Here is a 15096-nt window from a genome sequence, read left to right on the forward strand (position 1 = left end):
CCTCCGTTTCATCATCTCAGAATTAATGTGCTCGAAATGAAAGGAAACGGAAGAATTGCACCGCAGTACACAGAGACAGCATATTCAATTGTCAAAAATTAAATATATGAAAACAATTAGAAAAGTCTGAAATTATCCAGGCATTTTCATGAATGTCCACTTCTCTCCGCACACTGCGGTTCTCCCGCATCTTTCTCTCGCACATTCATGAACGCATATCGTTACTCTCCAGCATCCTTCCGGGAAGCTTGTAAGAACAGTCGCCCATTCCTTTTGACTTCCTCGGTCACGGTATGGATGAAATACCGGGAGGTCCCCGCCGAACATTTCGAACACCTCCACCTCGTCAGCTTCGACTGCCGAGCATGCTCTCGTAAAGAACTAGCAATACCTTATCTCCAATAGCACAGGCTGCATTCCACTAGCTGCTGGCGGACTTGCTAACCCTATGGCCTAGTATAAGCCTGCTGTTGAATGCATGTATGCATCGTACGGGTATCCCCCCGTATTACGAGAACATAGCTTCGCGCGAATGAAGCTCTGGCGCTTAAACTGCTAGGTAACCTCACAACCCTCGCTTTCTTTTTTTGAATATGCTTAATTATATGCAACTGCAAACCATTTGGCAATAATCATCTCGTCCTGGGCTTCACTGCCCCCTTTCCTTTCATGGCCTGATCCTTTCCCGCACAGCTCTATACCCGTAAAAAAAGCCGCTGAAACAGGTGTCACCCGTCCCAGCGGCTTCATGTTATAAATTACGTAAATAGTCCCTTGTAAACAAGCAGAGTTATACCAGCTCCGCCTCGACAACCGATACGATTTGCGATACAAGCTGCTCGAGCTCCGCTTTGTCGGGACCCTCTGCCATAACGCGGATCAATGACTCTGTTCCCGAAGGCCGGACTAACACTCGTCCATTATCGGACAAATGGCTCTCAACTGCAGCAACGGCTTTGCCGATCGCCTCGTTGCCCTCGTATTTGCTCTTATCCTGTACCCGAACGTTAACCAGGACTTGAGGATACTGCTTCATGACCTGTCTGAGCTCACTAAGGGATTTACCGGAAGCAACCAGGGTATCGACCAGTTGAATCGCGGTCAGAATGCCATCCCCTGTAGTGCTGTAATCAAGGAAAATCACATGGCCGGATTGCTCTCCGCCCAGCTTATACCCCCCGCGGCGCATTTCCGCCATGACATAACGGTCGCCGACCGCGGTCTGCGCCGTATTCAATCCCAGCTTCTTGGCTGCCTTATAGAAGCCGAAGTTGCTCATTACCGTAGTCACGACTGTGTTGTCCTTCAATTTGCCGGCCCGGTTCATGGCATCGCCGCAAATGCACAGAATATAGTCGCCATCCACTTCTTCTCCGTTCCCGTCAATCGCGATCAGCCGGTCCGCATCGCCGTCGAAGGCAAGGCCGAGATCTGCGCCCAGGCGCACAACCTCTTTCTTCAACTCCTCCGGATGCGTAGACCCACACTGCTCGTTGATGTTAAGTCCATTAGGCTCCGCCCCGATCGTGTGCACCTCTGCGCCCAATTCCTTGAACAAACGCGGCGCAAGCTCGTAGGCGGCCCCGTTCGCGCAATCCAGCACCACCTTAAGGCCTTTGAAAGAAGAAGAAATTGTCGTTTTCAAAAACTCCAAATACTTCAGTTTAGAATCCGTATCTATCGTTACGCTGCCGAGATCTTTGCCGATCGGACGCGGTAGCTCGTCTACCTCTTTGTCCATCAGCTCTTCGATTTGCAATTCCGTTTCGTCCGACAGCTTGAATCCATCGCTACCAAAAAATTTAATACCGTTATCTTCAACCGGATTATGTGAAGCGGAAATCATGACGCCCGCGTCCGCCCCCAGCTTCTGAGTCAAAAAGGCGACTGCCGGTGTCGAGACGACTCCCAGGCGAACAACGTCTGCTCCGATAGACAATAGTCCCGCTACAAGCGCTGATTCCAGCATGACGCCGGAGATCCGGGTATCCATCCCGATCACTACTTTGGGTTTCGGAGCCTGGCCTGCCAGGACATACCCTCCGCAGCGACCGATCTTGTATGCCAATTCTGCGGTCAGTTCCTTATTTGCAACTCCACGTACTCCATCCGTTCCAAAATACTTTCCCATGATTTCACTCCTTATTCGTTATGTGAGATTAAATTTGATGCCGCTATCGCTATTTTACGGCAGACTTACTGCTTCTGTTCCGCGCCAACATTGTTCCCGCTTCCTCCTGCGTTCTCCGGCAGAGGGTTGGCGGCATCCGAATCGTTGGCTGAATTCGAATCCTGCTCCTCTTCCGGCTCCGTAACCGTCGGCTCAGCCTTTTCTACAAGCTCCACACTGATTTGCCTGGATTGATCGCTCTCGGCCAGACCCAAATGCAGCGGCAGCGCGACGACAACGGGAACCATGTGCATCCCCGGCCCCAGGCCAGATAAATCCGCGGTAATCTTGATATCCTCCGGCTTCAGCTTATCGATAACCACCTTGGCGCCCACAACCGTTAGAGACATCTTCTTCTCTGCCGGATCGACAATGTTTGCTGCCAAATTTGAATTATCCTGCTTGAGGGTAATCGGAATGCCGCTGATCTGTCTTTGGTCCGGCGGCTCCACTTTGACGGTAACCGTAACGGAGCTAGGCTCGATTTTCTCAGAACCTTCGGGCGGAGTCAAGTCCACCGTATACCTAGTTTGATTAGTTCCTTTGAATTGGCTTAAATCCACCGCAACGGAGTATGAGGAAATGACTTCCAGTACTTCTTTAGACCCATATATGGCTACGCCTTTTACGTCGCTTTCCACGCTTGCTACAACCAGTCCATCCGGCAGCTGCCCGACTTCCCGCACCTCAAGCGGAACGCTCTTGTACAGCTTCGTGATCGGGATGTCGACTTCCACGGATGAAGGCACGATTACAGCGTTCCTCATTTCCTGCCCATGCTTATCATATGCGACCAGCTTCACAGTTTTTCCTTTGACCGGATCAGTAATGCCGCTAATATCTATGATTCCCTGCACCCGAGCCAGCTCCGCTAGTTCACTCTCAGGCAGAGTCACCTGAACTACGCCGGAGCCTGCTACGATCGGACTGCCTAGCTGCATTCCTTGTGCAGGCTGTCCCTTCGTCACAATATTCACGGCAATGTCTTTCGTTTGCTTCGCTTCGATTGATACTTTAACGATGGATGGGCTCATGGAGACCAGTGAAACACCCGGCGGCAGCTCGTGAATCAGCGGCTGGGACGACGTACCCGGCCCCACATCGCTCAAATCCAGCTTGACCTTATAATCGGAGAAATTGGTCGTAATATCCGTGCGTTTTCCCCGTACCTCCAGCCTGACCTTGTCGGTCTCCAGGCCGGAGAGCACATAATTATCGCTGTCAAAGCCGACGATTTGGATTTTGACGTTAGGTATGACCTTCGTATTGACAACAGGCGTTGGCGCTACGGGCGTCCCGCTGTCCAAATGCACCATGGCCCAGAGAATGATGCTGACGATAAGAGCGATCACCTTAGCTACATTGTTATGGCTCAGCCATTTATCCATTGTTCCCGCCCTCCTTCCTCTTCCAGAAAGGCGCACGCTTCTCGGCCGGCTTCGAATTAGGCCCCAATTCTTCATACAGCTTGGAAATCAACGACTCTTCATTGATATCCCGAACAACCTGACCATCGATCGCCAGGGAAATTTGTCCCGTCTCCTCCGAGACAATAATCGAGATGGCATCCCCAACCTCGCTGATCCCGATCGCTGCCCGGTGCCGTGTCCCAAGCTCCTTGCTAATGAATGGATTCTCCGACAACGGCAAATAACAAGCCGCAGCCGCAATCTTACGGCCCTGCACGATTACGGCCCCGTCATGAAGCGGGGTATTGGGAATGAAAATATTGATAAGCAGCTGGGAAGTGATCACGGATTGAATCGGAATGCCTGATTCCGTATACTCGTTTAACCCGGTATCCCGTTCAAATACGATGAGCGCGCCAATTTTTCTACGAGATAAATAATTAACGGCCTTAATGATCTCGCTGACTTCCTTCCCGAACTCCTCTTCATCGGCCGTACTTCTGCCGAATAATTTGCCGCGGCCTAATTGCTCCAGCGCCCGTCTGAGCTCCGGCTGAAATATAATAAATATGGCAAGCACCCCAAAGGTAAACATCTGGTTCATGAGCCATTTGAGCGTGTACAAATCGAACCAGGTACTCACGGCCCAAATGACGACGAGAAACAGAATTCCCTTAAGCAGTTGAACGGCGCGCGTGCCCCGCACTAACAGAATAAGGTGATAGATGATATAAGTAACGATTAGTATATCGATGATATCTTTAATGGTATCCTGCCATGTTAAATTTGCAAAATAGTTCATGGTGCAACCCCCGGTTATCTCTTCGTCAACTCGATCGCCAACAAAGAAACATTATATAGATGCATCAAATCGGTGAATTCGCTTGTCTCTATATATTCCCCTTAAACTCTAGGTTATAACGTTCACAATCCAGATGCAAGTGCCGCTGAGAAATAGCACCTTTCGCCTATGCATGCAAAAATTTCCTCTAAGCACAAAAATAAAAAGCGCCTTGTTCCCAAAGAAGGGAGGCGCCGATAAATTGCCTGATATTTCATTACCTATAGGCGACTTCCGTAAAAGTATTCGTGATCCTGTACCAGAGCCAGTCCAGCGCCTGATCGATACTTCTAACCTCTCCCAAAATTTTGGCGGTTGAAGCCTGGTAGTACGATCCGTCGATAACCGTGAGGTTGCCTTCCACCTCGCCGTAGATTTCCGCCGTGCCGTTCTCTACCGTCAGGTTGCCGGCTACTTTGGAGCCGCTGGGCACCGTCACAGTCCTTCCGTTGATCACAACATGATCCAGATCTTTCCCTTTCACAATAAGCTGATCATCGCTATTCCATAGGGAAATGGTGCTAAACAGCATTACTAGCAGAAACATCGCCGCTGCCGTTAATGCAGGGTGTCTCTTGACCCATTGGAGCCAAGCCCGTTGTTTCTGTTGGCTGGGAATGGACTTCATGATCCGGTCTACCAGCTCGTCGGAAGCGGATAATGAAGAGCGCTTGATTGTGGCAAACAGCATCAATTCCGCCTGCTCTAGTTCCTTAAAATGCATCTGGCAGGATGGACATTCCTGAAGATGCCTCTGGAGTGACAAGGCCTCTTCCCCAAACAACTCGTCATCTAAATACTCATGCATCAATGAGGTGGCTTGTTTGCAATCCATATCAGCCAGTCCTTTCAGTAAAATCTATACGAAACCAGGGCAACTTACGGTGCAAATAGTCGTCCTAACATACAATACGTTGCGCTTAGCAATACGTTTCAAGAAACTAAATATTTCCTACACTCGGCAAAAGGTTATAAAACCTTATGCTGCAGTTTTTTGCGCAAAAATTCCCGTCCGCGGTGAAGACGCGTTTTGACTGTGGTTACCGGCATATCCAGCACATCGCTAATTTCGCTAAGCGACAGCTCCTGCAAGTACCTTAATATAACAACCGATTTGTATTTCGCCGGCAAACCTTCGATTGCGTAATGAATGGTCTGCTGCGTCTCTGTCAGCAAGTATTCACTTTCGGGCGTCCGTTCATCCCCCGGAATCAGCGTATATCCGTCCAGACCTTCCTGGTCGTTCATCCCCGCATCAAGGTAATAATTCGGCTTGCGCTTCCGGAGCCTGTCTATGCATAAATTGGTGGCAATCCGATACAGCCAAGTTGAGAATTTCTGCTTCTCATCGTAGCGCTCCCAATTTTTATATACACGTAAAAAAGTCTCCTGCACAATGTCCTCCGCCTCATGGCGGTTCGACAGCATGCGGTAGGCCAGATGAAATATCTTATCCTTATATACATCAACAAGGTCGGCAAAAGCTTCCTGATCCCCTTGGCGGGCTAGCTTCACTAATCTCACATCAAAATGATCTACCATTGAATTTCCCCCAGATCCATGGACGGGCTTCAATTTTTCACCCTGCCTGTCCGGCCATAGGCATCCCATAGTAACCAATAGGACCCTCGTCGTCGGCACTTCATTCCAAATGTTAATTCATGTCTCCTGAAAAAGCAAGACATGACGTCAACTCAAGCATCCGGCTCGTCGAAATCTTGAAATATCTGTAAACTCACAAACAAGCCGGACCCTCGTCAGAGGTTTCCGGCTTGTTGTTTTGCATCGTTATATGATCATCAGCCCGTATTTCTAAGTCCAGCGGCGATTCCGTTAATCGTAAGCAGTACTTCGCGCAGCAGGTTCGGATCGTCCTGATCTTTCTCGCGAATCGCGCGGAGCTCGCTAAGTAGCTGTACCTGCATATAACTAAGCGGATCGATGTAAGGATTACGCTGGCGAATGGACTCCTGAAGTCCCGGATTATGATCCAGAATATCCGTTTGCCCCGTAATTTTCAGAATCATATCCTTCGTCAAATGGAATTCCTCTTCGATTTGCTTGAAAATGCGATCCCTGACTTCACCGTCTCTGCACATCGCGGCATACTCTTGGGCGATGACCAGATCAGCTTTGACGATCGCGAATTGAAGCGTGTCGATGACCGAACGGAAAAAGGAGAAATTCTCATACATTTCTTGCAGCACTTTCAAGTTCTCTTCGTTATTCTGATAGAACTGATACAATCCCGTTCCAGCGGCATACCAGGCCGGGAACAGATATCTGCTCTGCGTCCAGGCGAATACCCAAGGAATAGCACGTAGATCCTCAAAACGATCGCTATTTTTGCGCTTCGATGGTCTGGATCCGATATTCAGTTCGCCGACTTCCAGAAGAGGTGTGGATTCCTTGAAGTATCTCAGGAAATCCGGCTCACGGAATACCAAGTCCTGATACTTTTTCAATGAAGTCTCAGAAATAACCGCACTAATCTCTTCCCATTTTTGTTCATTCTCGTCATTGTCGCGATGCAGCTTCGCATCTATGGCCGCCGTAATCAGCGCCGAGGTTGCTTGCTCCAGGCTGCGATAAGCGATGCCCTTCAAAGAGTAACGGGAAGATATGACTTCGCCCTGCTCCGTAATCTTGATGCCTCCGCCGATCGTCTCTGCCGGTTGAACCAGGATACTGCGGTTCAGCGGCATTCCTCCCCGGCCTAGCGCTCCGCCGCGTCCATGGAAGAATTTCAGCTTCACGCCGAATTCGCTAGCTGCAGCAGTAATTTGCTTCAGAGCCACGCGAAGCTCCCAGTTCGCCGTCACGACGCCGCCATCTTTATTGCTATCGGAATAACCAAGCATAATTTCCTGCAGGTCATTCATCGCCGCAACCGATTGGCGATAAATCGGCATGTTGAACAGCTTGCGCATAATGCCAGGAGCATTATGAAGATCGTCGATCGTCTCGAAGAGCGGCACCGATTGCAGCGTACAGATTACCGTGCCGTCCGCTTCCCTACGGAACAAGCCTACCTCTTTGGAGAAGACCATAACCTCAAGAATATCGCTCGCCGCTTCCGTCATACTGATCAAATAGCTCGTAATGCACTGGGTTCCGAATTCCTGCTGGGCCCGGAATACCGTGCGGTACACATTCAGGCACTCCGTAGTGCTCTCGCTGTATTCTTGGTACGGCGAAGTTAGAGGGCGAGGATCGTTCAGAAGCTCCTCAAGCAGCTTGATTTTCTCTTCTTCCTCCAATTCGGCATAGTTGCTCACGATATTCATGTTCGCCAGTATTTCCGTCATTGCATTCTCGTGCTCCTGGCTATGCTGGCGAATGTCCAGCGTCGCTGTATGGAACCCGAAAAGTTCAACCTGGCGGATAATCTTCTGAATATGCGTATCTGCGACGTAATCCGCATAATGGTGACGCAAGCTGCGGTCAATGATCTTAAGATCGTGGATAAGCTCCTTAACGTCCGAATAACGCTCCGGAGTTCCTTTCTTGGAATCATCCAGCAGATTATGCAGCTTCTCCGTCATATAAGTCAGCTTGACCCGGTAAGGCTCTTTCTCGTTCAACCACTGCGGTGTTCTTTGCAATGTAACTTGCAGGCGGTCTCTTTGAATCGAAGCCTCCAGTTCATCTGTGACATCGACGATCGTCGTGCTGAAGCTAAGATGCTTGAACAGTTCAGCCAGACAGCGCTCGTATTCACGCACAACGAGCTTGCGCTGGATGTTCAGCGTCTGCCATGTCACATCGGCCGTTACGGACGGGTTGCCGTCCCGGTCTCCGCCGATCCAGGAACCAAAACGCAAATATGTCGGCACATGCCACAAATGCTCTGGATAGTATTTGCTCAGACATCGCTCTAATTCCAAATACACTTCAGGCAGCACCTGGAACAGCGTTTCATGGAAATAATACATGCCGTTGCGTACTTCATCGATGACTGTTGGTTTGCGGTCCCGCAGTTCATCGGTTTGCCACAGCGTAATCACTTCGTTAAGCAGCTTCTCGCGAAGCTGTTCCCGCTCACGGAACGTTAGCGTTGGATTATCCAACTGCATGACATCGTCGGCAATCCGCTTGTGAATGTCCAGAATAGCCCGGCGCATCGCTTCTGTCGGGTGAGCCGTCATTACTAGTTCCAAAGACATTCCTTCCAGAATTTCCTGCGCTTCCGCATAATTGAAACCACGTTCCTTCAGATCCCTGACAGAAGCTTCGATCGAACCTGATTGAACCGATTCGCCTGCAGAACGCTCCAAGTCTCTTCTCCGGCGAATTCGATGGTTCTGCTCCGCAATGTTGACCAATTGAAAATAAATCGCGAACGCACGGATAACTTGGTGACGAATGTCGGGTTCAAGAGAATTAATCATATCTTTAAACTCTTCATGCAATTCCGGTAAAAATACAGCCCGCAGCGACTTACTGGCTTCACGAATCTTCTCGACAATATCCAAGAGCTCGTTGCCGCCCTGATGGACCAGGACCTCTCCTAGAATATTGCCCAAAAAACGGATGTCGCGCCGAAGCAGGTTATTTGAATTGCTTTTGCCTGCGGTCACTGTTAATTCAGTCATGTTTCTCCCCCATTTCATCCCTATTCCGTCTTTCTAAAGCCTTCCTACTATCATACAATAAACTGTTCTGAAAATCTTCACTTTATTGTAAAGTAGCATCAAAAAAATTCAGCCAGCAACGAACCTATTCTGGCTTTTTATACAATCAGACGCATAATACGACGACTCCAACAGGACAATTTCACAAAACACCTTATATTTATGCATCATAACCGTAATCACTTAGATTACACATTCTAGAATCCAATACTTACCTTATCACGGTGAAGTAATGAAATGCAATAGTATTATTCGGAGAAAGTGACACTTTACAGCAATATTCTACCCAGTTTAATCTTCTAGTAATTTCTGCCGCTGATGATTTACTTTGTTTCTTTTTAGAATTATAATACGAAGTGAGTGCTCACTCATTATCCTTGAAAAGGAGAATTTACCATGGCTCACAATAGTCCTGTAATTCGAGTTACCGATGCCTCGAAGCAGTTTGGCAAGAAAAGCGTCCTAGAACATATTTCGCTTGATGTATTTCCTTCGGAAACCTTCGGTCTCCTTGGCCCGTCAGGTTCAGGCAAGACGACGCTGGTCAAGCTGCTCACAGGGATCGATCAGGCAACGTCCGGATTCATCGAAGCATTCGGCACGCCTATGCCGCGCCTCGATATTTTATCAAAAATCGGCTATATGGCTCAATCCGATGCTTTGTATACCGAGCTCAGCGCCCTGGAAAACCTTGATTTCTACGCTGCCTTGTACGGCTTAAAGGGGGCACGGCGTAAACAGCGAATGTCCGCGGTTATGGACATCGTCTCGCTGCAGGATCATCTCCATAAGAAGGTGATGCAATACTCCGGGGGCATGAAACGCAGGCTATCCCTGGCCATTGCCTTGCTGCATGAGCCTCCCCTGCTCATTCTGGATGAGCCTACGGTAGGAATTGACCCGTTGCTGCGCCAAGCGATCTGGACCGAGCTGAAGGCCTTAAACACCAAGGGAACAACGATTATTCTGACGACGCATGTGATGGATGAAGCGGACAAATGCGACCGTCTCGGCATGATTCGGGAAGGACGCTTGATTGCCGTCGATACGCCAACAGCACTGATCGAGAGAGCGGGTAAACCTTCTATTGAGGAAGCTTTTATTTACTACGGAGGTGTTCACTCATGAGAGTAAGGGCCATCATCCTGCGTATTTTAAGACAATTCCGGCGGGACAAAAGAACGCTTGCTCTTCTCTTCTTAGCCCCTCTCTTAGTACTGACTTTAATGAACCTGGTCTTTAATGGTTCGGATTATGAACCAAAGGTTGGGGTTGTGAATGTTCCAAGCCAGCTTACCGGTCAAATGAAAGAGCAACAGGCTCATGTCTTCTATTATGAGAGCAGAGAAGCTGCTGAGCAGGCTTTGAAGGACCGGAGCATCGATGCCATCGTCTCAGTAGACAATACAAGCCTTCAAGTCAAGCTGGAGGGCAGTGAGCCTTCCGTCAATAAGGCCGTCATTATGCTGCTGCAAAAATCAGGCGAACAACTTCATTCCGAGACATCTGCGAGCAACATGAATATAACGTACCTGCACGGTTCGGAGAACATGACGGCGATCGATCAATTCGGACCGATTCTGATTGGATTTTTCATCTTCTTTTTTGTCTTCCTCATTTCTGGGGTCTCCTTCCTCCGGGAACGCACGACAGGCACGCTGGAACGCCTGCTATCGACACCTCTGCGCCGCTGGGAGCTCGTCCTTGGGTATATCGGAGGATTCGGCATATTTACGATCATACAGGCGCTATTAATTTCCTGGTTCTGTATCAAAGTACTCGGCATTCTGATGACCGGTTCCTTTGCTTACGTGCTTCTGCTGACGCTGCTGCTGTCGATGACCGCACTAACACTTGGCACCCTGCTGTCCGCCTACGCCAATAATGAACTGCAGATGATTCAGTTTATTCCATTAATTATCGTTCCACAGCTCTTCTTGTCCGGCCTATTCCCGCTTGATACTCTGCCCCTCTGGCTGCAGAAGCTTGGCATTATCATGCCGCTAACCTACGGGACGCATGCCTTAAGCGACGTCATGATTCGAGGGATGGGCTGGAGCGCAATTGTCGGGGACGTCATGGTACTGATCGGATTCTCCCTATTATTCATCGCATTAAATATTACCGCTTTGCGGAAGCATCGCAAAATATAACATTCCGAGCGAGCTTATGATAAAATTAGGTAATATGAGGATGCAATAAAACCCAGTGGTTTTTCAGGAGGATATACCGGATGTCCCAACAAGATCAGATAGAACAATGGATTCAGGAAATCATCAAAATAGATGAAGCTAAAATGACCGATAAACAAATTAAAATTATTCAGGCGGCTGTCGAAGTTTTTGCAGAGAAAGGATATGCGGCTTCCTCAACCAGCGAAATTGCTCAGAAAGCGGGGGTTGCGGAAGGAACGATCTTTCGCCACTATAAAACCAAGAAAGACCTGCTCCTCTCCATCGTATCTCCGATGATGAGCAGGCTAATTGCCCCCTTCGTGTGGAATGATTTCAAAGAAGTGCTGGAGTCAGACTACCCTACGATCGAGGACTTTCTTTATGCGCTTGCAGTTAATCGCTTGAATTTTGCCCGCAAGCATATTAAGCTCATTAAAATTTTACTGCAGGAAATCCCGTTCCAGCCCATGCTGCAGGAGGAGTTCAAAAAACATATCGGCAACAAAGTCTTCCACAGATTCGCTGAAATCGTGGAGCATTTCAAAAGCAAAGGACAGATCATCGAAATGCCTGCTCCTTCCCTGCTGCGATTCAGCGCTTCGGCCATGATTGGACTGTTCATTTCCCGTTTTGTCATCTTTCCCGACCAGCCTTGGGATGAGGACAAGGAAATTCGGGATACGATACAGCTCATTTTAAATGGAATATCTGCCAAGCCCTAAACCAATAAAAAATTAAAAGCCTGACGGAAAACACGATGTTTTGCTGTCAGGCTTTTATGCATTTGATTTGAAGGAAGGCAGCAAGCCATATGCCTGCTACGCTCAATAGATTGTGGGCTAATGCCACTTGCCCTGGAAGGTGTAGGTCTTTTTTGTGAGCAGCCCAGGACCCTATAATGGGCAGGCAACTGCTCGTTAGGAGTCGCTTCAATCATCCCATCAATATCACGAGTCATATAGTGGAACGGGAATGTATGTCTCCAAATCAAGAGTCATTGGAGTACATTTAATATAGTTCTACTTATTTAAATGGATTTATAGTAGTTAGTTTTTGCGGAAAAGGAGGGAATGTAGATTTAAATGGATTTCATGTCGTAAGAAGTAGGGGAGATGCTCCTCAAGGTCTGGATTCTTGATTTTAGATGCAAAAAATCCATCTAATCCCCTGAAACATTCGTTTAGAGCATAATTAGATACATCAATTCCATTTAGTCCGGTCAGGTTGAAGTCCAACTGTCTATATACGAGAAGCTAAAGAATGGGGATAGGCACTGTTCTGGCCTGTTGCTTGCTTTCCATAAACAATTATAAATAATCATAATATCCCCTTGCGGGATTCTGCAAAAAGCCTAAGGATGGGCCCTTTAGAGCCTGCACGGACGATCGGCCCCCTGTGGCTTCTCTCTCCATCTACAGAAAACAAAAAAATAGCCCACATAAACAAAAAAACTGCCTGTTGGCAGTGTTGTTTGTTTATGGAGCGGGTGATGGGAATCGAACCCACGCTACCAGCTTGGAAGGCTGGAGTTCTACCATTGAACTACACCCGCATCATTATGGTCGGGACGACACGATTCGAACATGCGACCCCCTGGTCCCAAACCAGGTGCTCTACCAAGCTGAGCTACGTCCCGTTAATGATGTGTTAAGTTAAAGTGGCACGCCCTGAGAGATTCGAACTCCCGACCTTTTGATTCGTAGTCAAACGCTCTATCCAGCTGAGCTAAGGGCGCATAATTATGGAGCGGACGACGGGAATCGAACCCGCGACCCTCGCCTTGGCAAGGCGATGCTCTACCGCTGAGCCACGTCCGCATAACTATGGTGCGCGTGGAGGGACTTGAACCCCCACATCCGAAGACGCTAGATCCTAAGTCTAGTGCGTCTGCCAATTCCGCCACACGCGCATTTTTGAAAAAGTGAGCCATGAAGGACTCGAACCTTCGACACCCTGATTAAAAGTCAGGTGCTCTACCAACTGAGCTAATGGCTCGTACAATGGCTGGGGATATAGGATTCGAACCTATGAATGACGGAGTCAAAGTCCGTTGCCTTACCGCTTGGCTAATCCCCAATAAAATTTCAAATGGTGGAGGCTAACGGGATCGAACCGCTGACCCTCTGCTTGTAAGGCAGATGCTCTCCCAGCTGAGCTAAGCCTCCATATGTAGGACAGTGTTCATCTGAAGCCCCAAGGGATTCTCATCCCTACTGATGCTTATAATGAAAGTGGTGACCCGTAGGGGATACTCTCACTTCGTTCGAGACTGCGATGTTACTGCTAACGACGCTTATGCTCCGACGAACCCCTTTATGGGATTCTCATCCCTACTGATGCTTATAATGAAAGTGGTGACCCGTAGGGGATTCGAACCCCTGTTACCTCCGTGAAAGGGAGGTGTCTTAACCCCTTGACCAACGGGCCATATGTTTACTACACAAAGCAAAGATAGTGGAGCTCTCAACCGGGATCGAACCGGTGACCTCATCCTTACCATGGATGCACTCTACCTACTGAGCTATGAGAGCAAATGGCTCCCCGAACAGGACTCGAACCTGTGACAACTCGATTAACAGTCGAGTGCTCTACCGACTGAGCTATCAGGGAACATCCGCTTGGCGACGTCCTACTCTCCCAGGACCCTGCGGTCCAAGTACCATCGGCGCTGGAGGGCTTAACGGTCGTGTTCGAGATGGGTACGTGTGGAACCCCTCCGCCATTGCCACCAAACATGATTTTTGCGCTGCTTCCGCTTCATCGATCTGCTATCGCAAAATATCAGACCTTAGAACAGACATGCAGCTTAAAATCGACTCAGGTTCTTGATCACCTGAAAACTGGATACGAAACTTCATTTGCGTGTTAGCCCTTACTTGGTTCACCGGGGCCCCCGAAAAGTATTCGGTATACTCTTCGAAGCCTCCGCTTCACTTTTTGGGGTAAAGTTTGGATAAGCCCTCGACCGATTAGTACCTGTCAGCTCCATACATTGCTGCACTTCCACCTCAGGCCTATCAACCTCGTCGTCTTCAAGGGGTCTTACTAAATTGGGAAATCTCATCTTGAGGAGGGCTTCACGCTTAGATGCTTTCAGCGTTTATCCCATCCGCACGTAGCTACCCAGCTATGCTCCTGGCGGAACAACTGGTGCACCAGCGGTGCGTCCATCCCGGTCCTCTCGTACTAAGGACAGCTCCTCTCAAATTTCCTACGCCCACGACAGATAGGGACCGAACTGTCTCACGACGTTCTGAACCCAGCTCGCGTACCGCTTTAATGGGCGAACAGCCCAACCCTTGGGACCTACTTCAGCCCCAGGATGCGATGAGCCGACATCGAGGTGCCAAACCTCCCCGTCGATGTGGACTCTTGGGGGAGATAAGCCTGTTATCCCCAGGGTAGCTTTTATCCGTTGAGCGATGGCCCTTCCATGCGGTACCACCGGATCACTAAGCCCGACTTTCGTCCCTGCTCGACTTGTCAGTCTCGCAGTCAAGCTCCCTTTTGCCTTTGCACTCTGCGAATGATTTCCAACCATTCTGAGGGAACCTTGGGGCGCCTCCGTTACTCTTTAGGAGGCGACCGCCCCAGTCAAACTACCCACCTGACACTGTCCCCGAACCGGATCACGGTCCCAGGTTAGAACTTCGATACGATCAGGGTGGTATCCCAACGGCGCCTCCACCGAAGCTGGCGCTCCGGATTCCTAGGCTCCCACCTATCCTGTACAAATCGCATCAAAGTTCAATATCAAGCTGTAGTAAAGCTCCATGGGGTCTTTCCGTCTTGTCGCGGGTAACCTGCATCTTCACAGGTATTAAAATTTCACCGGATCTCTCGTTGAGACAGCGCCCAAGTCGTTACG

Annotated in this window: 9 protein-coding genes, 11 tRNA genes and 2 rRNA genes (1 of these 22 running past the window's edge); 3 read left to right on the plus strand and 19 right to left on the minus strand. The window is 49.1% G+C overall.

The window, feature by feature from the left end; all coding sequences use genetic code 11:
- Positions 1 to 790: 790 nt before the first annotated feature.
- The 6 genes from glmM to ppc form a co-directional block, all read right to left on the minus strand.
- On the minus strand, positions 791 to 2131 hold the full coding sequence (gene glmM / locus QNH46_RS21230) for a phosphoglucosamine mutase (protein WP_283925928.1): 1341 nt from the start codon (positions 2129 to 2131) through the stop codon (positions 791 to 793).
- A gap of 65 nt (positions 2132 to 2196) precedes the next feature.
- Entirely contained in the window at positions 2197 to 3558 is a 1362-nt protein-coding gene (locus QNH46_RS21235; protein ID WP_283925929.1) for a CdaR family protein, read from the minus strand.
- On the minus strand, positions 3551 to 4381 hold the full coding sequence (gene cdaA, locus QNH46_RS21240; RefSeq protein WP_213594047.1) for a diadenylate cyclase CdaA: 831 nt from the start codon (positions 4379 to 4381) through the stop codon (positions 3551 to 3553). Before cdaA ends, QNH46_RS21235 begins: the two co-directional genes overlap by 8 nt.
- Positions 4382 to 4637: 256 nt before the next feature.
- Positions 4638 to 5255, minus strand: a complete 618-nt coding sequence (locus tag QNH46_RS21245) for a zf-HC2 domain-containing protein (RefSeq protein ID WP_213594048.1) — start codon at positions 5253 to 5255, stop codon at positions 4638 to 4640.
- A gap of 134 nt (positions 5256 to 5389) precedes the next feature.
- Positions 5390 to 5962, minus strand: a complete 573-nt coding sequence (gene sigW, locus QNH46_RS21250; RefSeq protein ID WP_283925930.1) for an RNA polymerase sigma factor SigW — start codon at positions 5960 to 5962, stop codon at positions 5390 to 5392.
- Positions 5963 to 6219: 257 nt separating this feature from the next.
- A complete protein-coding gene (gene ppc / locus QNH46_RS21255) occupies positions 6220 to 9015 on the minus strand; it encodes a phosphoenolpyruvate carboxylase (protein WP_283925931.1) in 2796 nt (931 codons plus the stop codon).
- A gap of 435 nt (positions 9016 to 9450) precedes the next feature.
- Here ppc and QNH46_RS21260 point away from each other — a divergent pair, with 435 nt between their 5' ends.
- The 3 genes from QNH46_RS21260 (at position 9451) to QNH46_RS21270 (ending at position 11950) form a co-directional block, all read left to right on the plus strand.
- On the plus strand, positions 9451 to 10182 hold the full coding sequence (locus QNH46_RS21260; protein ID WP_283925932.1) for an ABC transporter ATP-binding protein: 732 nt from the start codon (positions 9451 to 9453) through the stop codon (positions 10180 to 10182).
- On the plus strand, positions 10179 to 11207 hold the full coding sequence (locus QNH46_RS21265) for an ABC transporter permease (protein WP_283925933.1): 1029 nt from the start codon (positions 10179 to 10181) through the stop codon (positions 11205 to 11207). Before QNH46_RS21260 ends, QNH46_RS21265 begins: the two co-directional genes overlap by 4 nt.
- An 80-nt stretch (positions 11208 to 11287) precedes the next feature.
- Positions 11288 to 11950, plus strand: coding sequence for a TetR/AcrR family transcriptional regulator (locus QNH46_RS21270; protein ID WP_283925934.1), 663 nt, complete (start codon positions 11288 to 11290; stop codon positions 11948 to 11950).
- A gap of 756 nt (positions 11951 to 12706) precedes the next feature.
- On the opposite strand, the gene QNH46_RS21275 is transcribed toward QNH46_RS21270, so the two are convergent.
- The 13 genes from QNH46_RS21275 to QNH46_RS21335 form a co-directional block, all read right to left on the minus strand.
- Positions 12707 to 12780, minus strand: a tRNA-Gly gene (locus tag QNH46_RS21275).
- A gap of 7 nt (positions 12781 to 12787) precedes the next feature.
- Positions 12788 to 12864: transfer RNA gene (locus QNH46_RS21280), tRNA-Pro, on the minus strand.
- Positions 12865 to 12886: 22 nt separating this feature from the next.
- Positions 12887 to 12963: transfer RNA gene (locus tag QNH46_RS21285), tRNA-Arg, on the minus strand.
- Positions 12964 to 12970: 7 nt separating this feature from the next.
- Positions 12971 to 13045, minus strand: a tRNA-Gly gene (locus tag QNH46_RS21290).
- Positions 13046 to 13052: 7 nt separating this feature from the next.
- A tRNA-Leu gene (locus QNH46_RS21295) sits at positions 13053 to 13137 on the minus strand.
- 13 nt (positions 13138 to 13150) lie between these two features.
- Positions 13151 to 13223 (minus strand) — tRNA-Lys (locus tag QNH46_RS21300).
- Positions 13224 to 13229: 6 nt separating this feature from the next.
- Positions 13230 to 13304 (minus strand) — tRNA-Gln (locus QNH46_RS21305).
- A 13-nt stretch (positions 13305 to 13317) separates the two neighbouring features.
- Positions 13318 to 13393, minus strand: a tRNA-Val gene (locus QNH46_RS21310).
- 187 nt (positions 13394 to 13580) lie between these two features.
- Positions 13581 to 13655: transfer RNA gene (locus tag QNH46_RS21315), tRNA-Glu, on the minus strand.
- A 28-nt stretch (positions 13656 to 13683) separates the two neighbouring features.
- Positions 13684 to 13759, minus strand: a tRNA-Thr gene (locus QNH46_RS21320).
- Positions 13760 to 13762: 3 nt separating this feature from the next.
- A tRNA-Asn gene (locus QNH46_RS21325) sits at positions 13763 to 13838 on the minus strand.
- Between the two features lie 6 nt (positions 13839 to 13844).
- Positions 13845 to 13961: ribosomal RNA gene (gene rrf / locus QNH46_RS21330) — 5S ribosomal RNA — on the minus strand.
- Positions 13962 to 14177: 216 nt separating this feature from the next.
- A 23S ribosomal RNA gene (locus tag QNH46_RS21335) occupies positions 14178 to 15096 on the minus strand (it continues 2011 nt past the right edge of the window).

The organism is Paenibacillus woosongensis, from assembly GCF_030122845.1.
Classification (GTDB): Bacteria; Bacillota; Bacilli; order Paenibacillales; family Paenibacillaceae; genus Fontibacillus; species Fontibacillus woosongensis_A.

Excerpts from the sequence above, each read along its gene's own strand:
- glmM (WP_283925928.1), bottom strand. The coding sequence starts at position 2,131 with ATGGGAAAGTATTTTGGAACGGATGGAGTACGTGGAGTTGCAAATAAG.
- QNH46_RS21235 (WP_283925929.1), bottom strand. The coding sequence starts at position 3,558 with ATGGATAAATGGCTGAGCCATAACAATGTAGCTAAGGTGATCGCTCTT.
- cdaA (WP_213594047.1), bottom strand. The coding sequence starts at position 4,381 with ATGAACTATTTTGCAAATTTAACATGGCAGGATACCATTAAAGATATC.
- QNH46_RS21245 (WP_213594048.1), bottom strand. The coding sequence starts at position 5,255 with ATGGATTGCAAACAAGCCACCTCATTGATGCATGAGTATTTAGATGAC.
- sigW (WP_283925930.1), bottom strand. The coding sequence starts at position 5,962 with ATGGTAGATCATTTTGATGTGAGATTAGTGAAGCTAGCCCGCCAAGGG.
- ppc (WP_283925931.1), bottom strand. The coding sequence starts at position 9,015 with ATGACTGAATTAACAGTGACCGCAGGCAAAAGCAATTCAAATAACCTG.
- QNH46_RS21260 (WP_283925932.1), top strand. The coding sequence starts at position 9,451 with ATGGCTCACAATAGTCCTGTAATTCGAGTTACCGATGCCTCGAAGCAG.
- QNH46_RS21265 (WP_283925933.1), top strand. The coding sequence starts at position 10,179 with ATGAGAGTAAGGGCCATCATCCTGCGTATTTTAAGACAATTCCGGCGG.
- QNH46_RS21270 (WP_283925934.1), top strand. The coding sequence starts at position 11,288 with ATGTCCCAACAAGATCAGATAGAACAATGGATTCAGGAAATCATCAAA.